The 23,459-nt window shown below is 63.8% G+C and carries 23 protein-coding genes; 20 read left to right on the forward strand and 3 right to left on the reverse strand.

Features of this window, described 5'->3' with window-relative positions; all coding sequences use genetic code 11:
* The 12 genes from V1479_RS22250 to lpdA form a co-directional block, all read left to right on the forward strand.
* Nucleotides 1–782: hypothetical protein (locus tag V1479_RS22250; RefSeq protein WP_368804798.1), on the forward strand; the 782-nt coding region annotated here is incomplete at its 5' end.
* A 358-nt stretch (nt 783–1,140) separates the two neighbouring features.
* Nucleotides 1,141–1,854, forward strand: a complete 714-nt coding sequence (locus V1479_RS22255) for a hypothetical protein (RefSeq protein ID WP_368804799.1) — start codon at nt 1,141–1,143, stop codon at nt 1,852–1,854.
* 49 nt (nt 1,855–1,903) lie between these two features.
* On the forward strand, nt 1,904–2,980 hold the full coding sequence (locus V1479_RS22260) for a hypothetical protein (RefSeq protein WP_368804800.1): 1,077 nt from the start codon (nt 1,904–1,906) through the stop codon (nt 2,978–2,980).
* Entirely contained in the window at nt 2,977–3,582 is a 606-nt protein-coding gene (gene gspM, locus V1479_RS22265; RefSeq protein ID WP_368804801.1) for a type II secretion system protein GspM, read from the forward strand. The genes V1479_RS22260 and gspM overlap by 4 nt, the downstream gene beginning before the upstream one ends.
* A 7-nt stretch (nt 3,583–3,589) precedes the next feature.
* On the forward strand, nt 3,590–4,036 hold the full coding sequence (locus V1479_RS22270) for a hypothetical protein (protein ID WP_368804802.1): 447 nt from the start codon (nt 3,590–3,592) through the stop codon (nt 4,034–4,036).
* An 11-nt stretch (nt 4,037–4,047) separates the two neighbouring features.
* The gene (locus tag V1479_RS22275; protein WP_368804803.1) at nt 4,048–4,641 is read left to right on the forward strand and encodes a hypothetical protein; all 594 of its coding nucleotides are present in this window, start codon (nt 4,048–4,050) and stop codon (nt 4,639–4,641) included.
* A 175-nt stretch (nt 4,642–4,816) separates the two neighbouring features.
* Nucleotides 4,817–5,716, forward strand: a complete 900-nt coding sequence (locus V1479_RS22280; protein ID WP_368804804.1) for a DMT family transporter — start codon at nt 4,817–4,819, stop codon at nt 5,714–5,716.
* Nucleotides 5,717–5,779: 63 nt separating this feature from the next.
* The gene (locus tag V1479_RS22285; protein WP_368804805.1) at nt 5,780–6,238 is read left to right on the forward strand and encodes an RbsD/FucU family protein; all 459 of its coding nucleotides are present in this window, start codon (nt 5,780–5,782) and stop codon (nt 6,236–6,238) included.
* 241 nt (nt 6,239–6,479) lie between these two features.
* Nucleotides 6,480–7,712, forward strand: a complete 1,233-nt coding sequence (locus tag V1479_RS22290; protein WP_368804806.1) for a 3-methyl-2-oxobutanoate dehydrogenase (2-methylpropanoyl-transferring) subunit alpha — start codon at nt 6,480–6,482, stop codon at nt 7,710–7,712.
* A gap of 2 nt (nt 7,713–7,714) precedes the next feature.
* Complete coding sequence (locus V1479_RS22295; RefSeq protein ID WP_173193080.1) at nt 7,715–8,728, forward strand: alpha-ketoacid dehydrogenase subunit beta; 1,014 nt, start codon at nt 7,715–7,717, stop codon at nt 8,726–8,728.
* Nucleotides 8,729–10,033 (forward strand): dihydrolipoamide acetyltransferase family protein, encoded by a 1,305-nt coding sequence (locus V1479_RS22300; RefSeq protein WP_368804807.1) that lies wholly within the window; start codon nt 8,729–8,731, stop codon nt 10,031–10,033. It begins immediately after the preceding gene.
* A gap of 4 nt (nt 10,034–10,037) precedes the next feature.
* On the forward strand, nt 10,038–11,435 hold the full coding sequence (lpdA, locus tag V1479_RS22305) for a dihydrolipoyl dehydrogenase (protein WP_368804808.1): 1,398 nt from the start codon (nt 10,038–10,040) through the stop codon (nt 11,433–11,435).
* A gap of 190 nt (nt 11,436–11,625) precedes the next feature.
* Here lpdA and V1479_RS22310 read toward each other — a convergent pair whose 3' ends face one another.
* Together V1479_RS22310 and gcvA are read right to left on the reverse strand one after the other, a co-directional pair.
* A complete protein-coding gene (locus V1479_RS22310) occupies nt 11,626–12,801 on the reverse strand; it encodes an aminotransferase (RefSeq protein WP_368804809.1) in 1,176 nt (391 codons plus the stop codon).
* A 17-nt stretch (nt 12,802–12,818) separates the two neighbouring features.
* The gene (gene gcvA / locus V1479_RS22315) at nt 12,819–13,808 is read right to left on the reverse strand and encodes a transcriptional regulator GcvA (protein ID WP_368804881.1); all 990 of its coding nucleotides are present in this window, start codon (nt 13,806–13,808) and stop codon (nt 12,819–12,821) included.
* Between the two features lie 153 nt (nt 13,809–13,961).
* Between gcvA and speB the strand changes: the two genes are divergently transcribed.
* The 6 genes from speB (at nt 13,962) to V1479_RS22345 (ending at nt 19,819) form a co-directional block, all read left to right on the forward strand.
* Nucleotides 13,962–15,023 carry an agmatinase gene (gene speB, locus V1479_RS22320; protein ID WP_368804810.1) on the forward strand — a complete coding sequence of 354 codons (1,062 nt, stop codon included), beginning with the start codon at nt 13,962–13,964 and terminating at the stop codon, nt 15,021–15,023.
* A gap of 76 nt (nt 15,024–15,099) precedes the next feature.
* Nucleotides 15,100–16,188, forward strand: a complete 1,089-nt coding sequence (locus V1479_RS22325) for an ABC transporter substrate-binding protein (RefSeq protein WP_368804811.1) — start codon at nt 15,100–15,102, stop codon at nt 16,186–16,188.
* 98 nt (nt 16,189–16,286) lie between these two features.
* Nucleotides 16,287–17,312, forward strand: coding sequence for an ABC transporter ATP-binding protein (locus tag V1479_RS22330; RefSeq protein WP_368804812.1), 1,026 nt, complete (start codon nt 16,287–16,289; stop codon nt 17,310–17,312).
* 73 nt (nt 17,313–17,385) lie between these two features.
* The gene (locus tag V1479_RS22335) at nt 17,386–18,243 is read left to right on the forward strand and encodes an ABC transporter permease (protein ID WP_368804813.1); all 858 of its coding nucleotides are present in this window, start codon (nt 17,386–17,388) and stop codon (nt 18,241–18,243) included.
* Nucleotides 18,240–19,043 carry an ABC transporter permease gene (locus V1479_RS22340; RefSeq protein ID WP_368804814.1) on the forward strand — a complete coding sequence of 268 codons (804 nt, stop codon included), beginning with the start codon at nt 18,240–18,242 and terminating at the stop codon, nt 19,041–19,043. The genes V1479_RS22335 and V1479_RS22340 overlap by 4 nt, the downstream gene beginning before the upstream one ends.
* A complete protein-coding gene (locus tag V1479_RS22345) occupies nt 19,040–19,819 on the forward strand; it encodes a carbon-nitrogen hydrolase family protein (RefSeq protein WP_368804815.1) in 780 nt (259 codons plus the stop codon). The genes V1479_RS22340 and V1479_RS22345 overlap by 4 nt, the downstream gene beginning before the upstream one ends.
* A 3-nt stretch (nt 19,820–19,822) precedes the next feature.
* Here the strand turns inward: V1479_RS22345 and V1479_RS22350 are convergent, their stop codons facing one another.
* Nucleotides 19,823–20,959 (reverse strand): Gfo/Idh/MocA family protein, encoded by a 1,137-nt coding sequence (locus V1479_RS22350; protein ID WP_368804882.1) that lies wholly within the window; start codon nt 20,957–20,959, stop codon nt 19,823–19,825.
* Between the two features lie 291 nt (nt 20,960–21,250).
* Here V1479_RS22350 and V1479_RS22355 point away from each other — a divergent pair, with 291 nt between their 5' ends.
* Nucleotides 21,251–22,669, forward strand: a complete 1,419-nt coding sequence (locus V1479_RS22355) for an undecaprenyl-phosphate glucose phosphotransferase (protein ID WP_368804816.1) — start codon at nt 21,251–21,253, stop codon at nt 22,667–22,669.
* Nucleotides 22,670–22,680: 11 nt separating this feature from the next.
* The gene (locus V1479_RS22360; RefSeq protein WP_368804817.1) at nt 22,681–23,454 is read left to right on the forward strand and encodes a WecB/TagA/CpsF family glycosyltransferase; all 774 of its coding nucleotides are present in this window, start codon (nt 22,681–22,683) and stop codon (nt 23,452–23,454) included.
* The last annotated feature ends 5 nt before the right edge of the window (nt 23,455–23,459 follow it).

Here is a 23,459-nt window from a genome sequence, read left to right on the forward strand (position 1 = left end):
AGATCGCGATCGCCGGCTACGGCAACCGCAGCGGCAACATCCGCCTGAACATCGTGGGCGGCGAGCCGGGTCGCGGCACCTATGCGGTCGGCGCAAACTCTGTTGAGGCAACACCGGTCGAGCCGATAGCCTCTGCCGCAAGCGTCACCACCTACGCATCGGACACGCCGTCTCCGGCCCGTCTCGCTGCGGCACCTGTTCCGCTGCAGCAGGGCACGTCGGCCGGCGCATCGGCGACCAAGTCCGGCGATACAGGCGATGTCACGGTTGCGACCCGTTCGCAGCAGGTGTCTCAGCCTGCCGCAGCACTGGTCGGCAGCAACCGCGCCGAACTCGTCTCCGCCGTGGTGACACCGAGCAATGACGGCATCCTGCGGGTCCCCGCAGGCGGCGGCAGCTTCACCACTGTCGCGGTGAACAATGCCGGAGCGGGTGCGACGCTGACGGCCGAGCTGTCGCTGTCGCCGGTTGCCGGTGCGGCTTCGGCACTGCCTGCGGGCATGTCGATCTGCCGGACCGACCCGGCGACCAGCACCTGCATCGGCGCGCGGGCAAGCTCGGTGACGTTCGAGGCCGCCTCGAACATGCCAGTCACCTTCGCGGCGTTCGTGGAGCATCAGGGCGGCGAGATCGCCTACGATCCCGCCACCCGGCTCTACGTCCACTTCCGCCAGGGTTCGGCGGTTGTTGGCACCGCCAGCGTATCGGTCTGCACCATCGGTAAGGAAGGCTGTGAAGCAGGCTCACGCCAATCGGCCAGCCTGACCGACATTGCTCAGTAGCACCACTCCGCTTTAGACGGAGCACCAACCAGATCGGCCGCCGTGACGTCTAACGTCGCGGCGGCCGATTGCATGAAAAGGCGGCCGCACAAGCCGGCATTGGAGGGCCAAGAGTGGGGGAACGTCTCGACCGAAGCCATTCCCACCGACTGCAAAACCGCTCACAACGGATCGTTGCCTTGACGACAGGCCGGCAAAGGCATCAGCTTCGAAGATGATTTCAACGGCAAACCGGTTCACGAGTCCTCATCCGCGCCGCGGCGCGATCCTCGTCGGCGTCCTCTGGATCGCGGTACTATTGTCGGGGCTCGCGGTCGTGCTTAGCGTTCACATACAAAGCGTCACTCAAAGTGTGCGCATGACCGAAGACAAGGCGATTGCAAGCACGCTCGCCGATGCCGGCCTCGCAATGGCGGCAGCCCGTGTTCGTGCAGCGCCAGCCGAAGGCCCTCGCCGTATAGGCTACGAAGCAAATGCGGAGGTGTCGCTGGCCTCTGGCATAGCCGGCGCCTCGCTTCGCAACGAAGCTCTGCGTGTCGATCTCAATCGCGCGCCACCCGATCTTGTCGAAGGCGTCCTGATAGCCGCGGGCGCCAACCGCGCTCAGGCCCGCACGCTGACCCAGGCTTTGGTTGAAATGCGCGAGGCAGCCGACCGATCGCCGATCGGCCCCCTGCAGTCGATCGACGAGCTTGCATTGCTGCCCGACATGCCGGCCGCCGTCGCCATTCGGGCTGCGCGTTACGCTACCGTCTCATCCGGCCTTGAGGGCGTACGGCTCGACGGCATCGACGACGCGCTTCTTCGCGCCATACCCAACCTGCCGCGCGCTATCCGCAATGCAATCGTCGCTCATCGCGCCGGTCGAATTTCCCAGGCACAGCTCGATGCAATCCTTGCAGAGAGCGAACTGCATACCACCACGCGCTCCCAAGTTTGGCGCGCAGAACTCAACGTGGTTCTTCCAGGCGGCTACACGCAGGCCAACGAAGCGTTGATCCTGATCGCCGGCAGCGACACCGTGCCCTACCGCGTGCTTGACTGGCGCAACGCGACAGAGGAAGTAGACTGACCGGTCCTGCAAAAGCAGAAACGGATGCGTCGTCGCATGGAGACAATTGATGCAGCAGGTCCTCCGCACCGCGTGGCAGGTGCTGGATAACTGGCTCGAAGGGCCGGCTTCGCTGATTGCCGAACGATGGCAGGCAAGTCGCCGCCACACCGACATCGAGGCGCGTCTTGCCGAGGACGGAAGCAGCATCGCTTTGCGGGGTGCTGGCAAAGGCGGTGCTGCGGAGGCATCGTTGCCCCTGCAGCCGGGCGGCGACCAGCAGGCACAGGCGACAACGCTCTCGACGTTGGTCAAGGGGCAGCGCGTGGTGCTTGTCGCGCCGCGCGCATGGGTCATCGAGCGCCGCATCGAACTGCCGCAGGAGGCAGGCGATCACCTCGAAGGCATCGTCGCCGCGCGTGTGGCTTCGCTTTCCCCGCTGCCCGTTCAGGACATGCTCTACGGGCACGGCGTAGCCGGAACCGACAGCGCCACGAGACGCATGCGCGTGGATATAGCGCTGCTTCCCAAAGCGCGCGTTGCTCCGGTGATCGACCTGCTCGACACCGCCGGCGCGCGGCACACCGAGCTGGTAGCACAGGCACAGCAGGGAACACGCATCATGCTTTATCCGCGTCGCGCCGGGCGCGCCGCGACTCTTGGCCGGATCAAGCTGGGGCTTGGCCTTTTGCTGTCGACCGCGATCGCCTCAATGCTTATCGCATTCGGGGTCACAGTCGCCAACGGCATGTATCGATCCGGCCAGCAGGCAGAGCTGGAAGTCAGAGCCGCTGCGGCACGGGCGACGATAAGCGAATTTATGGCGCCACAGACCGCGGGCACCGCGCCCGAGCAGGCGGCTATCGACATCAAGAACGATGCGATCAGCGCGATTGGCGCGCTGGACGATCTGGCTGCGGCACTGCCTGTCCATTCCTTTGCGACCGAAGTCGCGCTGGCTGAAGGGAAATTGCGACTGGCCGGGCGAACCTACGACCTGCCGGATGTTCTTACAGCTCTGGAATCCTCCGGCCGCTTCGCCGACAGCGCGCTGATAGGCCCGGCTGTACGGGGCGAAGACGAGCGCTCGTCACTCTTCACGCTTGAGACGCGACCGCTCATCCGCTCCGGAGGCGAGTTGAAATGAGCCGCGCACCCGGAACCTGGCTCGACCGTCGCCTGCTGAGCCTTGCGGTCATCGCGATGATCCTCATCGCGGCCGTGGTGGTCATTGTCGACTCCGTGTGGACAGTCAAAGCCCAGCGAGGAGCCGTCGTCGAGCTACGCCAGCGCACGCGCATGCTGGAAGCGCGGGCAGCCGAGCTTGCGGGCGGCGGCGACGCGGCCGCCGGGGGCGCTGTTTCACGAAATAGGCTCATCGCGGGCGACACATCAGGTCTTGCCTCGGCGGAATTTCAGCGTGATTTTACACGGCTCGTCGAGAATTCCGGGGCTTTGGTGCGCTCGCTCGACATTCGTGAGAGCGAACAAGTCCCAGGCGTGGCCACGGAAACGAATGGCGAGCTGATGCGCTTGCATCTCGAGGCAAGCGTCGAGGTTCTCGAACAAACGCTACCCGATCTGCTATATGCTTTGGAGACGAACCTGCCGCTGATGATCGTCGATACCGTGACGCTGCGCTCCAACCGCTCGGCCGGTGGTGCATTCGACGCTGCAGTCGATCCCGGGGCCGACCGCGCACTCAATTTGCAGCTCGGCGTTTCCGCGTTCTGGATCCGGGAGCTTTGAACAGCCGATGAAGCTGCAGCCCGTCGCAATTGCCTTTCTGCTTCTGCTTGTCCCAGTGCCGCTCTTGGCGCAGACCGGCAGCGACCGCGCGGTCGGCTCGAGATTGGCTCAAGACTATGTCGCACTGCGCGAGCGCCCTCTGTTTTCACCGGACCGACAACCGCCCGCCCGGATTGCCGCGACCCCGGTGGCAACGCCCGAGCCGCAACCGCAACCGGATCCTGAATTGCCTGAGGCGACGCCGGAACAGGCGCCCCAGTGGCAGCTCATTGGTGTCGTACGTTCGGAAAGGCTTCGCAGCGCGCTCTTCCGTGTCAGTTACGACAACAGCGTCTTCAGCCTTCGGCGCGGCGAAAGCCGGGACGGATGGACCCTGACGAGCGTGGAGCCATTCGAGGCCGTGCTGGACAGCAACCACGCACGCGCCTTCATGCGCTTCCCCGAAAGCCAATAGGGCGACATCCTATGCAACCCGTCGCCGATTCGGTACTTTGCAAACGTCGAACCGCACGTTTTCCGGAGTTGGTCTCCTTGCCAAAGCCTGCGCCAACATTCCTGCTGGCTCTTGTCTGCCTGGCGTTTCAGCCTGTCGGGCACGCACGGGCGGAATTTACCATTGAGGGAAGCCTGGAAACGATGACGGTTGATGCGACCGATGCTGGCCGCGCCGATATCGTCGCGACCATCAGCAAGCAGTTCGACCTGGAAATCATAAACGGTATCTACGATGGAAGTACGGTGACCGGCCGTTTCCAGGGCTCTTTGAACGAGGTGTTGCAGGCGGTGATGGGCGGCAATGGTTTTGCAATCGCCTATGAGGGCAGCCGGCCCAGCCGGGTGACCTTTGCTACCGGACAGGCCTCGTCCACCTATGCGGCGCGCGACAAGACTATCGATCCCAAGAAGGACTTCGGCAAGCCCGAGGAAAAGTCCGTGGCTACCGGCACCGAAGCGAAATCGTCAGACGAGGGGCTCTCGCGAGCAGAGGCAACGCAGCAGGCCGTTCGCGAACTGGAAGCGCTGTTGAAGGCCGCGCGCTCGGACATGGACGACCAATAGCTCCCGACGCAAGTACCTTATGCGGCGAGGCTGGCCCACACGGGCTGCAAATGCTCTGCCAGATGCCGATTGACCGAATTGCGGGCTTGCCTGCCGTGGCGCTCTGCTATTGGAACGGAGCATGGAGCGCCGCGCAAAGCTGACAATTTTGGCGCCAACGGAACCCGTCCAGCCAATGAGCACCTTCCCCTCCACTGTCCAGCTCACCGAACCCCGCTCGACGGCGAGGCTGGGCATGGTGGTCATGCTGATCGGCATCCTCCTGTTTGCGCTCAACGACGTGCTGGGCAAATGGCTGGTGGCAACCTATTCGGTCGGGCAGGTCCTGCTGATCCGCAGCGCGGCAGCACTGCTGATATTGTGGCCGTTCCTGTGGAAGGGCGGCATTCGACCCCTCTTGTCGCTGCAACGGCCCGGCATGCAGGCCATGCGCGTGATCCTGTCATCGGCAGAGGTCTATTGCTTCTATTTCGCCGTCATCACGCTACCTCTGGCCGATGTGATGACCTACTGGCTGGCGGCCCCCATTTATGTCGCTGCGCTGTCTCCGTTTCTGCTTGGCGAGCAGGTGGGCTGGCGGCGCTGGACGGCAATCTTCATCGGCTTCGCCGGTGTCATCGTGGCCCTGGAACCATCGGCGGCGACGCTGACGGCTCCGGCGCTGATATCGATCGCTGGATCATTCTGCTTTGCGTTCATGATGTTGTCGGCACGCGCGCTTCGCGACACCGCCGACACCGCGCTTGTTTTCTGGCAGCTTGTCGGCGCCGGCGTTGTCGGGTTGGTGACTGCGCCCTTTGGTTGGGTGACGCCTACGGGTTTCGACTTCGGGCTCCTCGCGCTTCTGGGTGTTGTGGCCATGGTCGCGCATATCTGCGTGAACCGTGCATTCAAACTTGCGGATGCCGCCACCATCGCGCCCTTCCAGTACACGTTGCTGTTCTGGGCTATCGTCTTTGGCTGGCTGGTCTTCGGCGACGTCCCCCGCACGGCCATGATGGTTGGCGCGGCGATCATCGTCAGCGCCGGGCTCTTCATCTTCGTGCGTGAGCAGAAGGCCAGGGCGAAGCAATAGCAAAAGCTTGCATGCCCCACCGTTCTCGGGTGTTCTGTCGGCCTTCTGAGGGAGGACGTTCGGATGCTGCGCGACATACACCCCCTGCTGGGCCCCGACCTGCTGTTTGCAATCGCCACGATGGGACACGGCGACGAGATCGCCATCGTCGACGCGAACTTCCCGGCGGCGACGGTAGGGCCGAAGGTTGTGCGGGCTGACGGTCTTGGCGCGGCACCCTTGCTTGAGGCCGTGCTAACTCACTTGCCGCTGGACACATTCGCGCCCGCCGCTGCCTGGCGCATGGAGATGGTGGACACCCCCCAGATCGTTCCGCCGATATGCCTCGCCTTTCAAGAAATCGTCGATCGCATAGCTGGTCCGTTCATGATCGAGCCGCTGGAACGCTTCGCCTTCTATGAACGTGCGGGCAGCGCCGCCTTTATTGTCGCCACAGGCGAGCAGGCGCTTTACGCAAACATCATCCTCAAGAAGGGCGTGGTGACCCCGGAAGAAGCCAGCCGCTTCGCCGCAAAACAATAATTTGCATCTTTTTTCACGCCTGACTTTCCTCAGGTCAAAAACATGATCCGTTCGTTGCCGGCTTTCGTTCGGCAACAAATGTGAAGCCGCGCCATCCTGTCGGGAAATGAACCTAAATTTCCGCCATTTGGAGGCGCGCTTCCCTTGAAACGACGGGCCTCGGCGCCAGTTGGACCCCTGTAGACAAGACGGTTTGCTTTACATTAGCTGATCCGGAGCTTGGGTTGGTGAGGAGACGACAATGGCCGAAGCAGAGAGGCTTAGCCTCCATGTACCGGAGCCGGAGGTGCGTCCGGGCGACACGCCCGACTTCTCGAAAGTCGTGATCCCGAAGGCCGGCTCGGTTGCCAGGCCGCCGGTCGATGTCGACCCGAAAGAGATCCGCGATCTCGCCTATTCGATCATTCGCGTGCTCAACCGCGATGGCGAGGCCGTAGGTCCCTGGGCCGGCACCCTCACAGACGAAGAACTGATGGAAGGCCTGCGTCACATGATGACGCTGCGCGCCTTCGATGCCCGCATGCAAACCGCCCAGCGTCAGGGCAAGACGTCCTTCTACATGCAGCACATGGGCGAGGAAGCCGTGAGCTGCGCCTTCCGCAAGGCCCTGCAGGACGGCGACATGAATTTCCCGACCTATCGCCAGGCCGGCCTGCTGATCGCAGGCGGCTATCCGATGGTCGACATGATGAACCAGATTTATTCGAACGAGGCGGACCCGCTGAAAGGTCGCCAGCTTCCGATCATGTATTCGTCGAAAGATCACGGCTTCTTCTCGATTTCGGGCAATCTCGGCACGCAGTTCATTCAGGCCGTCGGCTGGGCAATGGCCTCGGCGATCAAGCAGGACACCAAGATCGCGGCAGGCTGGATCGGCGACGGCTCGACGGCCGAGAGCGATTTCCACGCCGCGCTCGTTTTTGCATCGACCTACCGGGCGCCCGTCGTGCTCAACATCGTCAACAACCAGTGGGCGATCTCGACCTTCCAGGGCATCGCGCGCGGCGGCTCAGGCACGTTTGCAGCGCGTGGTCTCGGTTTCGGCATCCCGGCCCTGCGTGTTGACGGCAACGATTATCTGGCCGTCCATGCAGTGGCTAAGTGGGCCGTCGAGCGGGCCCGCCGGAATCTTGGCCCGACGCTGATCGAATACGTCACCTATCGCGTCGGCGCGCATTCGACCTCGGATGATCCGTCGGCCTACCGTCCTAAGACGGAATCCGACGTCTGGCCGCTCGGCGACCCGGTTATCCGGCTGAAGAACCATCTCATCGTCAAGGGCCTGTGGTCCGACGACCGCCACAAGCAGACCGAGGCGGAAATCCTCGACACCGTGATCGCGGCGCAGAAGGAAGCGGAAAAGCACGGCACGCTCCATTCGGGCGGCAAGCCTTCGACGCGCGACATGTTCGAAGGCGTCTACGAGACGATGCCGCCGCATCTGCGCCGGCAGCGCCAGAAGGCGGGGGTTTGACGATGCCGCGCATGACGATGATCGAGGCGATCCGTTCCGCCATGGATGTGTCGATGGCGCGCGACGACAATGTCGTCGTGTTCGGCGAGGACGTCGGCTATTTCGGCGGCGTCTTCCGCTGCACGGCCGGCCTGCAGCAGAAATACGGCAAGACCCGCGTTTTCGACGCGCCGATTTCAGAGCTTGGCATTGTGGGTGCCGCGATAGGCATGGCCTCCTACGGTCTGAGACCCTGCGTGGAAGTGCAGTTCGCCGACTACGTCTACCCGGCCTACGACCAGATCGTGTCCGAGGCGGCACGCCTGCGCTATCGCTCGAACGGCCAGTTCACCTGTCCGATCGTCATCCGCATGCCGACCGGCGGTGGCATCTTCGGCGGGCAGACCCACAGCCAGAGCCCCGAAGCGCTGTTCACGCACGTCTCCGGTCTCAAGGTCGTGGTTCCGTCCAACCCTTATGACGCCAAGGGCCTTCTGATTGCGGCGATCGAAGACCCTGATCCGGTCATCTTCCTCGAGCCGAAGCGGCTCTATAACGGCCCCTTCGACGGCCATCACGACCGGCCGGTGACGGCCTGGTCCAAACATCCGCTGGGCGAAGCGCCGGACGATCACTACACCGTACCGCTCGGCAAGGCCGAGATCAGGCGCCAAGGCTCGGCCGTCACGATGCTTGCATACGGCACGATGGTGTATGTCGCCGAGGCAGCGGCGGAAGAAGCCGGCATCGATGCCGAGATAATCGATCTGAGAACATTGCTGCCGCTCGACCTCGATACCATCACGGCTTCGGTCAAGAAGACCGGCCGATGCGTGGTGATCCACGAAGCCACACTGACGTCGGGCTTCGGCGCGGAACTCGCCGCATTGGTGCAGGAGCACTGCTTCTATCATCTGGAGGCACCCGTGGTGCGCGTGGCCGGTTGGGACACCCCCTATCCGCACGCGCAGGAATGGGATTATTTCCCCGGGCCGAAGCGCGTCGGCGAAGCGCTCCTCGAAGTGATGGAGGCGTAGATGGCCGAACACGTCATCAAGATGCCCGATGTTGGCGAAGGCGTGGCCGAAGCCGAGCTTGTCGAATGGAATGTGAAGGTCGGCGATCTCGTCCGCGAGGACACGGTGATCGCTGCGGTGATGACCGACAAGGCCACCGTGGAAATCCCTTCGCCCGTTGAAGGCCAGATCGCCTGGCTCGGCGCGGAGATCGGCGACACCGTCGCCGTCGGCTCACCGATCGTGAAGATCGATGTCGCAGGCGATGCAGCAGCAAGCACTGAGCCGACGGACGAAACGCCCGAGGTCAAAAGCAAAGCCGTCGCCGCCGAACCCGAGGCAAAGCCTGCAAAAGCTGAACCGGTCGCGCCACCGGCCACCGAGAAGAAACCGGCGCCTGCTTCCGTCAAATCGACGGCTGCCGGCCCAACCCCGACCGGCGCGCCGCGCCCGGAAGGCGAGCGCCCGCTTGCCTCACCCGCCGTCAGGCTGCGCGCCAAAGAGGCCGGCATCGACCTGCGTCAGGTGCCGGGCACCGGCCCCGCCGGTCGCATTTCGCACGAGGATCTCGACGTCTTCATAGCGCGCGGACGCGAACCAGTCGTCACTGGGCTGCGGCCTGACACTTCTGTGGAGGAAATCAAGGTGGTGGGGCTGCGCCGCCGCATCGCCGAGAAGATGGCGTTGGCGAAGTCGCGCATCCCCCACATCACCTATGTCGAGGAGGTCGATGTCACCGCGCTGGAGGATCTGCGCGCCTCGCTGAACGCCACGAAGCGCCCCGACCGGGCCAAGCTCACGCTCCTGCCCTTCCTGATGCGCGCGATGGTCAAGGCGATCGCCGAACAGCCGCAACTGAATGCGCTGTATGACGACGAGGCCGGTGTCATCCATCGCCACGGCGGCGTCCACATCGGCATCGCGGCGCAGACCCCGTCCGGTCTCGTCGTGCCGGTGGTGCGCCATGCCGAAGCGCGCGACCTTTGGGACAGCGCGGCCGAGGTCAACCGGCTTGCGGATGCTGCCAAGGCAGGCACGGCGACGCGTGAGGAACTCTCCGGCTCGACCATCACCATCACGTCGCTCGGTGCCATGGGCGGGGTCGCGACCACGCCCGTGATCAATCACCCGGAGGTGGCGATCATCGGCGTCAACAAGATGATGGTTCGACCGGTATGGGACGGCTCGCAGTTCATCCCCCGCAAGATGATGAACCTGTCGTCGTCCTTCGATCACCGCGTCATCGATGGCTGGGATGCAGCGGTCTTCGTACAGCGCATCAAGGCGCTGCTGGAAACCCCGGCGTTGATCTTCGTGGGAGACTGATGCGATGAAGGAAATCTCCTGCAAGCTGCTCGTGATTGGCGCTGGCCCCGGCGGCTATGTCTGCGCGATCCGTGCCGGCCAGCTCGGCATCGATACCGTCATCGTCGAGGCCGGCAAGCCAGGCGGCACCTGCCTCAATGTCGGCTGCATTCCCTCCAAGGCGATGATCCACGCCGCCGACGAATATCTGAAGGTTTCCGAGATGGCCGAGGGCACGAGCCCGCTCGGCATCGGCCTGTCCAAACCTACGCTGGACCTGAAGAAGACGGTGGCCTGGAAGGATGGCATCGTCGGCCGGCTGAACACAGGCGTCGCAGGCCTGCTCAAGAAGGCGAAGGTGAAGTCGCTTCAGGGCTGGGCGAGGTTCCGCGACGGCAAGACTGTCGAGGTCGAGACGGAAACCGGCGTTCAGGTCATCCGCGCCGAAACTATCGTCATCGCAACCGGCTCCCTGCCGACCGAGCTTCCGTTCCTGCCCTTTGGCGGCAAGGTCATATCCTCGACGGAGGCATTGGCGCTCAAGGAGGCGCCAAAGGCGCTCGCCGTGGTCGGTGGCGGCTATATCGGTCTCGAACTTGGCACCGCATTTGCCAAGATGGGCGCGAAGGTCACCGTCGTCGAGGCCCAACCGCGCATCCTTCCGCTCTACGACGCCGAACTGACACGCCCGGTCGCGAAACGTCTAGACGAACTCGGCGTGTCCGTGCTGACTGATGCGAAGGCCAAGGGACTGTCGTCGAAGGGCGACGCCCTGCTGGTCGAGACATCGGATGGAGCCGAAACCAGGATCGAAGCCGACCGTGTGCTTGTGACGGTGGGCAGACGCCCCAACGTCGAAGGCTGGGGGCTGGAAGAGATCGACGTCGACCGCACCGGGCCGTTCATCCGCATCGACGACCAGTGCCGCACTTCCATGCGCGGCATCTACGCGATCGGCGACGTCACCGGCGAACCGATGCTGGCGCACCGCGCCATGGCCCAGGGCGAGATGGTGGCGGAGATCGTTGCCGGCCACCGCAGAAGCTGGGACAAGAGCTGCATCCCGGCGGTCTGCTTCACCGATCCGGAAGTCGTGTCGGCGGGGCTTTCGCCTGAGGAGGCGCGGCAGAGCGGAGCCGAGATCAAGGTCGGCCAGTTCCCCTTCTCGGCCAACGGTCGCGCCATGACGCTGCTCGGCGAAAGCGGCTTCGTGCGCGTCGTCGCCCGCGCCGACAACCATCTGGTGCTTGGCATTCAGGCGGTCGGCAGCGGGGTCTCGGAACTTTCGGCCGCTTTCTCACTGGCCATCGAGATGGGCGCGCGGCTGGAGGACATCGCCGGCACGATCCACGCGCACCCCACCCAGGGCGAAGGTTTCCAGGAAGCAGCCCTCAAGGCGCTCGGCCACGCCCTTCACATTTAGCGCAGCCGTCATCCCGGGCGACCGAGCGAAGCGAGGGCCGACCCGGGACCCATTGGCCGCAAAATCGTGTGGCGCGAGCCGGTTCAGGATGTGGCATATGCCGGCGTCGGCGCGAGAACCCTCAGCCCGGCCGCGCTGCTCGATGGGTCCCGGATAGCCTTCGCTGCGCTCCGGCTTCCGGGATGACGCTTTACCGCGTCGCGTTCGCAAGCCGGTGCGCCACTGCACCGATCTGGTCGACATCGACATTGGCGAAGGCGACGCGCAGGTGTCGTTCCAGCCCGTGGCCGAAATAGCTGCCGGGGATGGTGACGATGCCAAGGTCCCGCGCCAGCCTTTCGGCGATGGCGGCAGCACCCTGCCCTTCGTAAGGATGACGCACGAAGGCGAAATAGGCGCCGATCGCCTGCACTTCCCAGTCAGGCAGCCTGGCAAAGGCAGCCACCATGGCCCGCGCCCGCCGTTCGATCTCCAACCGGTTCGCCTCCCGCCAGTCGCCAAGTGCCGGCAGCCCCTTCGCCACGGCGCTTTGCGGCGGGCGCGGCGCGCAGATCTGCAGATTGTCCATGACCTTCGCAATCTGCGTCACAGCCGCCTCGCCGGCCGTGATAGCACCCAGACGATGCCCCGGAATGCAGAACGATTTCGAGAAGCTGTAGAGCTGGATCAGCGTGTGTTGCCATCCATCCAATCCCAGCAGCCCGTGCGGCGGCGTTTCGCCCGAGGCGATGAAATCGCGATAGGTCTCGTCGAGGATCAGCCAAACGCCGCGCTCGCGGCACAAGGCAAACACTTCTGCAAGCAGCTCTGCCGGATAGACCGCTCCGGTCGGATTGTTGGGCGAAACCAGCGCAAGCGCCCTGACATCCGGAGCCAGCGCCGCCTCGATATCGGCAAGCTTCGGCACGAAATGCGCCTCGGCATGGCAATCGACATAACGCGCCCGCACGCCCATCATCTGAAGCGTCGTTTCGTGATTGAAATAGCGCGGATTGGTCATGAGCACGGTGTCGCCGGGGCCGGCAACCGTCATCACAGCGGCGACGAACGCCTGATTGCAGCCAGCCGTGAGATGGACGTTGCCGGCGGCAACCGTCGCGCCATAGGCCTTGGACACATGTTCGGCATAGGCCGTGCGCAGCGCCATGTCGCCTTCGATCGCACCATAGCCCGAAAGAGCAGCAGAACCGGCTGCCTCTGCAAGCCATTGCAAGAGCTGCGGGTGCGGCGGATAGCCGGGCACCGCCTGCGAAAGGTCGATCAACGGCCCATATGCGCCGTCATAGGCGCGCGCCCAAGCCTGCACCGACGGGATCGGCGGCGGCGAAAGCTGTTCGACAAGCGGGTTGAAGCGGGTTTTCGTCATTATGGATGAATCCTCGGTCATCTGATCTTCGACGGCTTCGGCGCCGATACACGTTTGCTGCGCGCCTCCTCGGACCCGCGCCGCAAGGTGCGCCGGGCGGAGGTCTGCGGCTCGGCGCGCGCGCCGTCTTCCTCGAGTTCGGCATAAAGCCAGTCGATGAAGACGTTCACGATCGGCGCCGCCCTGAGATCGCTGCGACAGGCGACATAGAACGCATCGGCGGCCGGCACTGCGAGGTTGAAGGGCGCGACGAGTTGTCCCTTCGCAAGCAGCGCCGCCGCTGTCATGGTGTCGCCCAGCGCGATACCGTGGCCGTGCATGGCCCCCTCGATCGCCAGCCTCGCGTCTGAAAAATGGTGCTGCGGCCCGCGCGACAGGTCGAGTGCGTCGGCCGCCGCCAGCCACTGGTGCCACTCGCGACCATCATCGGCATGCAGCATCACGTGGCTGGAGAGGTCCCGGATTGTTCGCACCGGGCGGCTGTTCATCAGTGTCGGGCTCATCACCGGGAACAGTTCAAGATGCGACCAGCGCTTCAGCCAGCAATCCGTCCAGCCCCCGTCGCCATAAAGGATCGACACGTCGATCTCCGGCGAGCGGATCGACTGCGCGTCGTTGGAGGCATCGAAGGTAAGCCTGACCTCAGGAAATTGCGCGGTGAAGCTGCCAAGCCGCGGCAACAGCCAGAACGACAGTAGAGCCGGCACGCAGGCAACCGACAGCGCGCCGGAGCTCGTCGGCCGCGTCATCCGCGCAGTGGCGGCTGCAATGTCGTCGAACGCGGAGGACACGGCAGGCAACAGCTCCGCCCCATGTGCCGTCAACCGGATGCGTTGGCCGACACGCTCGAACAGGCGCACGTTGAGCGAAGCTTCGAGCGCCTTGATCTGATGGCTCACCGCGCCATGGGTCACGTTGAGCTCACCCGCCGCCCGCGTCAGCGAACCATGACGCGCCGCCGCCTCGAAGGCGCGGAGCGGGTTAAGCGGCGGCAAGCGTTTGACCATGGGCTTGAACGTTTCCATGTGAGCATTTCTCACAAGATGACGTACAACAATATCAATTGAGTTTTCAATATTTCTGCATCACGATCAGCCCACTGCGGGAAAACGGCGCCTTGGGAACTGAAGGGCGCGGACTGCTGATTGGGAGATGCACACGTGACCTGGACCGGAGAACGGCTCGCTGCCTTGCAGGCGAAATATTGCGAAGGCCATGGTGGCGACATCTTCGATCCGCGTTTCCGGCGCGTCGCGGACCGCATCTTCTCCGCAAGCGGAACCCGCATGGCGCCCTATGCCGGACTGCCCACCCTGCTCGACGCTCCCTATCACCCGATCGATCCGTCAAACCCCGATTTCGGTGACCTGCAGGTTGCAATGGTCGGCATGCCCATGGACCTCGGCGTCACCAACCGGCCGGGGTCGCGTTTCGGCCCGCGCGCGCTGCGCGCCATCGAGCGCATCGGGCCTTATAACCACGTGCTCGACTGCGCGCCCGTCTACGAGCTAAAGGTAGCAGACATCGGCGACGTGCCGTTCCGCAGCCGCTACAGGCTCGAGCAGAGCCACGAAGACATCGAACACCATGTCGGGCGGATCGTGTCGGCCGGCGTCATCCCGCTCTCCGTCGGCGGCGACCACTCGATCAGCCACCCGATCCTCAAGGCGGTCGGCAGGGATCGCCCCGTCGGCATGATCCATATCGATGCCCATTGCGACACCGGCGGCGCCTTCGACGGAACCAAGTTCCATCACGGCGGCCCGTTCCGCAACGCCGTGCTCGACGGAGTTCTGGACCCGACGCGCACCATCCAGATCGGCATTCGCGGCGCGGCCGAATATCTGTGGGAGTTCTCCTACGAGGCGGGCATGACAGTGATCCACGCCGAGAAAATGCCGGCGATGGGCATTGCCGCGATCATCGAGAAGGCCAAGCAGGTGGTCGGCGACGGCCCGACCTACCTGTCCTTTGACATCGACAGCCTCGACCCGGCCTTTGCACCCGGCACCGGCACGCCTGAGATCGGCGGCCCCACGACGCGTGAAATCCTGGAGCTGATCCGCGGGCTCAAGGGCGTCAATCTTGTCGGGGGCGACGTCGTCGAGGTCGCGCCGCAATATGACGCGACGACCAACACCGCCCAAGCGGGCGCACAGGTACTGTTCGAAATATTGAGCCTGATGGTGTTCAGCCCGGCCGTCACTGGAAAGACCGCCTGAAAGACCTAAGATAACCGCAGCCAGTCAAAATGATCGGAGCCGTAGAGTTCCGACAGCCAACAGAGGAGAACAACAGATGAGGAAGCTTCTGAATTCCGCGGTCAGCCGTCGTGCCGTTCTTGGCGCCGGTTTGGCAACCGCCGGCATCCTGACGATGCCGTCGATCCTGCGCGCGCAGGATCGCTCGATCAAGGTCGGCGTCTACGGCGGCTATTTCAAGGATTCGTTCGACAAGCACGTGTTCCCGGCCTTCACCGAGGCAACCGGCATTGCCGTTGAATCCGTCGCTGAACCCACCGGCGAGGCGTGGCTGGTGCAGCTCGAACAGGCCGCCCGCGCCGGGCAGGCGCCGGCTGACCTCTCCATGATGTCCCAGGTGGCGATGCTGAAAGGCCAGTCGACCGAACTCTGGACGCCGATCGATACCTCCAAGCTCGAAAATGCCGGCAACCTGCTCGATCAGTTCGTCAACAAATATCCGGATGGCCGCGTCGCGGGCATCGGCGCGGTGGCGTGGTACATAACGCTTGTCACGAATACCGACGCCTACCCGGAAGCGCCGGAAAGCTGGGCGGCACTCTGGGACCCGGCCAATGCCGACAAGCTCGGCCTGCTGGCGCTGGTCTCCAACTCCTTCCTGCTGGAGGTGACGGCCAAGACGCACATGGGCGGCACCAACGCGCTCGACACCGAGGAAGGCCAGATCGCGGCCTTCGAGAAGCTTGCGGAAGTGAAGCCCAACGTGCGGCTCTGGTATCGCGACGAGGCGCAGTTCGAGCAGGCGCTGAAGTCGGGCGAAATCCCGATGGGCCAATATTATCACGACGTGACGGGCCTCGCCGCGGCCGATGGCAATCCGGTTCGCTCCACCTTCCCGAAGGAAGGTGGTATCCTCGATTCCGGCTGTTGGGCGCTCTCCCGTGCCTCGGAGAAGGGCGAGGAAGCGCATGTCTTCATCGACTATATGAGCCAGCCGGATATCCAGGCCCTCATGTCGCGCAAGGTCGGCACCGCACCCACTGTCGCGCGCGACCTCCTCGACCTGAGCGACGAGGAGTTCGCCGCCGTATCGTCCGACATCGACCCGATTATCCCCCGCTATGATCTATACACATCGAAGTCTGACTGGCTGAACCAGAAGTGGACCGAGATGATCGCTGGCTAGGCTCCTACGACACAGGTTAAGCTCCTCGCGCCATGGCGCGAGGAGACTCCGCCGGTATAAGCACTCCGCAATTCGGCGGACCACAAGCAGGAAATCCCATGTCCGGTCTCGCGCTGCAGGACGTCTCGAAGCGTTTCGGTGATTTCACAGCCGTCGACAACGTGTCGCTGTCGATACCGCATGGCACGTTCGTGTGCATGCTGGGGCCGTCCGGCTGCGGCAAGACCACCCTGCTGCGCATGATCGCCGGTCTGGAGGAGCCGTCGACCGGCACGATCCTGCTCGACGGCACCGACGTTACGCCGATCCCGACCCACAAACGAGATTTCGGCATGGTGTTCCAGTCGCTGGCGCTGTTTCCGCATCTCAACGTCGGCGACAACATTGCCTATCCGCTGCGCATACGCGGCATTGGCAAGGCCGAGCAGAAAAAGCGCGTCGCGGAACTCCTCGACATGATTTCGCTGCAGGGCTATGCGGAACGGCCGGTTGCAAAGCTCTCCGGCGGGCAGCGCCAGCGGGTGGCGATCGCCCGCGCACTCGCGCTGTCGCCAAAACTCTTCCTTCTCGACGAGCCGCTTTCCGCACTGGATGCCAAGCTGCGCGAGGCCATGCAGGTGGAACTGCGCCAGCTTCAGCAGAAGCTCGGGATCACCACTATCGTCGTCACCCACGACCAACGCGAGGCGATGACGATGGCCGACCTTGTCGTCGTCATGGGTGAAGGCAGCATCAGGCAGGCTGCACCGCCCGTCGAAATATACCGGAAACCGGCCGACGCCTTCGTCGCCGACTTCATCGGCTCGACCAACCTGCTGACCGTCGGTGCCGACGGCACACTGCTCGGCCGCGCCATGCCCAGCCTTGCGATGGCGACGCGGTCGGCAGGCGGGAAGCTGTCGATCAGACCCGAGGATGTGCAGCTCGTGGCAGCCGGCAGCGGCATGTTCGCCGGCACGGTCAGCTTCGTGCGCGACCTCGGCGGTACGATCGAAACCTTCGTCGATGTCGGCGGCACGACCGTAATGGCCATCACAACGCCCCGCGAGCGCACGCCTTTCAAGGCCGGCGACCCGGTCGACGTGACGCTGCCCCTGGAAAGCTGCGTGGTGCTGAAAGGATGAGCCCTGCTTTTGCCACGAGCGTGATCTGCGACAACGCACGGCAACACCTTCGCCGATCACAGGAATGCCGGCAATGAGACGCGAGCCGCCGCGCACGCTTGCCGACTACGCGCCGATCGCGTTTCCAGCGCTGATGCTTGTCATCTTCTTCGTCGTGCCCTTCTCGACGATGATCGCGGTCTCGTTCTTCCAGAGAGACCCGGCGGGCTTCTATTCGCCGGCATTCACATTCGCCAACTACGAGCGGTTTCTGTCCGCCTTCTTCGGCGGCGTGCTCGGTTTTTCGATCATGCTGGCGGTGATGGTGGCCATCGTCTGCGTGCTCGTCGCCTTCCCGTTTACCTGGCTGCTGACGCAGGCCTCACGGCGCGTACAGATCGTATGGCTGGTCGCAATCCTCTCGGTCCTGTCGCTGTCTGAAGTCATCATCGGCTTCGCCTGGTCGACGCTGTTCTCGCGAACGGCCGGGATCACCAATCTGCTCGTCATGGCGGGCCTGATGGCCGAGCCGCAGGCGCTGATGCCGGGTTTCGGGGCGGTACTGACGGCGATGGTCTATCAAGCCGTGCCCTACACGGTGCTCGTGCTCTACCCCGCCATCGTACGGCTCGATCCAACCCTGCTCGAAGCCGCGCGCACGCTTGGGGCCTCGCCGATGCGCGCCTTCCTCAACGTGGTGGTCCCGGCACTGCGCAACACCATCATGGCCACGCTCATCATGGTGTTCGTCTTCGCGCTCGGCTCATATCTGTTGCCGCAGATACTCGGACGGCCCCAGCACTGGACGCTGTCGGTGCTCATCACCGATCAGGCGATCTACCAGTCCAACATGCCGTTTGCCGCCGCCATGGCGGTGTTCCTCGTGCTGATGTCGCTGGCGCTCGTCGGCCTGACGCTGATGGTCGGCTCGCAGCGGGAGCAACGGACATGAGTGCCGCAACGCTGCGCCGCATCGTTTTCCTGCTGGTGGCCCTGTTTCTTGCCGGCCCGCTCATCGTCGTGGCAGGCGTTTCCGTGAACGAGAAGCAAAGCCTCATCTTCCCCCCGGAAGGCTTTTCCCTCGCATGGTACGGGCAGATCTTCAGCGATCCCGGCTGGCGGTCCGCACTGGTGAATTCCCTTACGCTGGCGGCCGCATCGGCGGCACTCGCCGTCATTATCGCGATGCCGCTCGCCTGGTTCCTGTGGCGGCGGATCGCGCCGTGGGCGCGCATCTTCCAGCTTCTGGGCGTGGCGCCCTTCATCCTGCCACCGGTGATTACCGCCTTGGGCTTCCTGACCTTCTGGGCAACGGTCGGCGCCTATGGCCAGCCATGGACGGCGGCGATCAGCCACGCGATCTTCTTCGTCACCCTGCCGCTTGTGACGCTGTCGCTGGGCTTCAGCTCCATCGACCGCAGCCTTGTCGAGGCAGCCTCGACGATGGGGGCGGACGACAGGACAGTGCTGCGCACGGTGGTGCTGCCGCTGATCCTGCCCTACGTGATTTCCGGCTATGCGTTCGCCTTCGTGCTGTCGCTCAACGAATACATCGTTGCCTACATGACCGTGGGCTTCACCATGGAAACGCTGCCGATCAAAATCTTCAACGCGCTGCGCTACGGCTACACGCCAACCATGGCCGCGGTCTCGATCTTCTTCGTCGCCGTTGCAGCGATCGTTTTTGGCCTGATTGCGCATTTCGGCGATCTGCCGCGATTGCTGGGCGCCTTGTCGGGGGATCGAGAGTGAAGATCGCCGTGCTCCAGATGCAGGCGCACCCCGGCGACGCCGCCGCCAACATAAAGCGCATCGGTCGCGCGGCGCGAGAGGCGGCGACGAGAGGAGCCGACCTCCTGATCACGCCCGAGCTCGCGATCACCGGCTATGGCGCCGGCGAAGCGATCCGCGCCCTGGCAGAGCCGGCAGACGGCCCTGCGCTCTCGCACCTCGCGGAGATCTCGGCCGAGACGGGAGTCGCGATCGTCGCGGGATTTGCCGAGGCCGATAAAGGCGCGGTCTGGAACAGCGCCGCCTTCATCCGCGGTTCTGAGCCTCCCGTCGTCTATCGCAAGTCCCATCTCTACGCGGACTACGAGCGCAACCTGTTCAGACCCGGGACACCTTCTGCCGTAACGATACAGCATGCCGGGCAGAAGCTGGGCCTGCTGATCTGCTACGATGTCGAGTTCCCGGAGAACGTGCGACGGCTGGCGCAGGTAGGCTGCACGCTGATAGCCGTGCCTACGGCGCTGCCGCAAAGCGACCATGCCGCTTTCATTGCCAGAAGCATGATTCCGGTCCGCGCATTCGAGAACCAGGTGTTCGTCGCCTATGCAAACCATTGCGGCGCAGACGAGCGTTTCGCCTATGCAGGGCTGTCGACGGTTGCCGCACCGGACGGCAAGGTGCTCACCGGCGCGGAAAATGTCGGCGAGGCACTTCTGATTACAGACATTCTGCCGAGCGCCTACACCGCGTCTGCCGAGGATAACACCTACCTGCGCGATCTGCGCTCGGTGGAGTGAGATCTATAGCTTCGTCCAGGCGCCGTTCTTCTTCGAGGATTTGACGCAGGCTTCCACGAAGGCCACGCCCTCGACGCCGTCCTCGACCGTCGGGAAGACAACGTCCTTCGGCATCTTGTCGCCATTGCGCCGCATCGCGCGGATGGCGCGCGCAGCCTCCGCATAGATATTGGCGAAGCCTTCGAGATACCCTTCGGGATGCCCCGCCGGAATGCGGCTGACGCGAGCAGCGGACGGCCCTGCCCCTGCCCCGCCCCGCGTGATCAAGCGCTTCTCCTCACCGAACGGCGTGTACCATAGTTGGTTGGGATGCTCCTGTTCCCATTCGAGCCCGCCCTTCGTCCCGTAGACGCGGAGCTTCAGCCCGTTCTCGTTGCCGGGTGCCACCTGACTGGCCCAAAGCATGCCCTTGGCAGCCGGCGCATTGCCGTTCGCCTTGAAGCGCAGCAGGATATGCGCGTTGTCGTCGAGCAGCCGACCGGGCACGAAAGCGTCGAGGTCGGCAGCAAGGCTGTCGAGTTCCAGGCCGGTGACGAAGCGTGCCAAATTATACGCGTGCGTGCCGATGTCCCCCGTTGCACCGCCGGCACCGGACTGTTTCGGGTCGGTGCGCCAGACGGCCTGCTTGGAGCCGCTAGCCTCGACAGCCTCGGTCAGCCAGTCTTGCGGATACTCGGCATGGACCACGCGCAGGTCGCCCAGCATGCCCTTGGCGACCATCTCACGCGCCTGCCGCACCATCGGGTAGCCGGTATAGTTGTGCGTCAGCACGAAAAGCCGCCCGCTCTTGGCCGCGGCGGCAGCAAGCTTCTTCGCATCGGCAAGGTTCGAGGTTAGCGGCTTGTCGCAAATGACATGAATGCCCGCATCGAGAAATGCCTTGGCGGCCGGATAGTGGACGTGGTTCGGCGTTACGATCGCGACGGCCTCGATGCCGTCGGCCCGCGCCGCCTCTGCCTTGGCCATCTCGGCAAACGACGCGTAGCAGCGTTCCGCATCGAGACCGAGCTCGCGCCCGGAAGCAATAGCCCGTTCCGGATCGGACGACAGCGCACCGGCCACCAGTTGAAACTCTCCATCCAGTCTTGCCGCGATGCGGTGCACACCGCCGATGAACGCGCCCTGCCCGCCACCGACCATGCCATAACGGATCGGTCCGGCGTCGGTTCTGCTGATTTCTGCTTTGGCCAAATCGACCTCCCTCTCTTCGCCGGCGACTGAACCTCAACTTTTAAACCGATTCAAGTGCCCCTTTCTCGATGATCGCAGTCCACGCCTGGCGGCTCAACCCTGAGTGGCCCGCCTTTTGCAACACCTGCCGCAGGTAACAGCAGATTTGGCAAAAGAGCGTTGGGGGTCGGAATTGTGTCCCTAAAAGATACAGAAATTCTGGAAACGAGGTTCGCCCGAACCTTTGGCATGGGCGACAGAATGCCAGCAGACCTGCGGACCAATGCGCAGGCCAGCCCGCACGTTAGCGGACAGATTTATGCAGTAATGGAACTGCTCGTCACGCTGCTGCTCGGCATGCTGATAGGGCACGTCTACGTTTACACGCATCTGGAACAGCACGATTTCCTCCAGACATACATCTGGCCGTCGATCCTCACCGTCCTGACCTTCGGCTACCTCAACTATCGCTCGAAGCTCTACGATGTGCAGAAGCTCTCGCGCTTCCTGACCTTCTCGAGCGCGGCGGTGGGTAACCTCGTTGGCGCATTCCTGATCGTCGCGTTGATTGGCCTCGCGATCGGGGCTGCCGACGAATTTTCGCGGCTTTGGTTCGGCGTGTGGTTGTGTTCGTCGGTCGTCGCCGTCTGGACGCTGCGCGCAGCCGCAGCGCGGGTCTTTTCGAGCCAGGCCGTGCAAGGCGCGATTTCCCGCCGTGCGGCGATCTTCGGCACGGACGCTCCACTGCGGCGCGCGGTCGAGGCATTGGGAATGCCCGACAGCGGCGTGCGCATTGCAGGCATCTTCGGCCCGACGCGCGACAGCGACCAGACTGGCGTTGTGACCGCACGGGACGGCGGCCTCGCGGAGCTGATCGATTTTGGCCAGCGCAACGACGTCGACACGGTCATCATCGCGCTTCCGCCGTCTCAGCGGCGGCATCTGGAGGATATGCTTTCGGAGCTGAGCGTTCTGCCGGCCGAGATCAAGCTCCTGCCCGATATCGAAACTCATATGGTTCCGTTCCGCGGCATCAGTTCGCTGGCGCAGGTGCAGTTCATAGACCTGCAGCAGAAGCCCATTTCCGGCTGGGGCCACATGATGAAGGCGGTCGAGGACTACGTGCTCGCCTCCATAGCGACCGTGCTGCTCGCACCGTTTCTGCTGCTCGTCGCCGCCGCGGTTAAACTCGACAGCCCCGGCCCCGTTTTCTTCAAGCAGAAGCGTCACGGTCTCAACAACCAGGTCATCACCGTCTTCAAGTTCCGTACCATGCACGTGCAGTCGGAGGGTCAAGGCTTCCGTCAGGCCACGCGTAACGACAACCGCGTCACGCGGGTCGGGCGGATCCTGCGCCGGCTGTCGATCGACGAACTGCCGCAACTCTTCAACGTGCTGCGCGGGGAGATGTCGATCGTCGGGCCCCGGCCCCACGCGGTCGAGCAGAACGCCGCCTATGCCGGGCTGCTGCCCATGTACAACAACCGCCATAGGGTGAAGCCAGGCATCACCGGGTGGGCGCAGGTCAACGACTTTCGTGGGCCGACCTTCACGGTCGAGGCCATGAACAAACGCCTGGAATACGACCTCTATTACATCGAGAACTGGTCGATCCTCTTCGACATTTCGATCATCGCCGCCACGCCCTTCATCGGGCTGGTCCACAAGAATGCCGTGTGAGGAAGATCACAATGCGCAACCAGAAAATTCGTGACCTCGTGCCGGTCTGCAAGCTTGGCGGAATGGCAAACGCCCGCCTCAGCCTGCGCGAGACGGTACAACTCATGGACGACGCCATCGCGGGACGCTTGCCCGAATTGGAACAGCCGCTTTTCATGACCTCGTCGAATGGACAGGTCCTGTCCATGTATGCGCGCAGCAGCAAGATAAGACGGCTGTTCGATCAGGCCGACGTTATCAGCGCGGACGGCCAGCCGATGGTGACGATCTCCCACCTGCTGACCTCCAAGCCGGTACCTGACCGCACCAGCACGACGGACCTGTTCGACGATGCGAGCCTGCTGCTGCCGGAAGGCACCTCTTACTACATGTTCGGCACCACGCCGGACGAGATCGAGCGCGCTGCCGCGACGGTCCGCCACCGCTTTCCGCGTATCAAGCTTGCCGGCTACTCGCATGGCTATCTGGACGCGGCAGGCGAGGAAGCACTGTTCGAGGATCTCGACCGGTTGCGGCCGGACATCCTTTGGATCGGTCTCGGTGTGCCGCGCGAGCAGGAGTTCGTGCTGCGCAACATCGACCGGCTGAAGAGCGTCAAGGTGGTCAAGACCTCCGGCGGCCTGTTCAACTTCTTGTCAGGTTCCCGCTCCCGGGCTCCCGTCTGGATGCAGAAGGCCGGCCTTGAATGGCTCTACCGCACGGTGCTCGAGCCGCGCCGGCTGGCGATGCGCTACCTGATCACCAATCCCCACAGCCTCTATCTTCTGCTGACGCGGACCGGGTGACACCT

The organism is Neoaquamicrobium sediminum (assembly GCF_040970315.1).
GTDB lineage: Bacteria > Pseudomonadota > Alphaproteobacteria > Rhizobiales > Rhizobiaceae > Aerobium > Aerobium sediminum.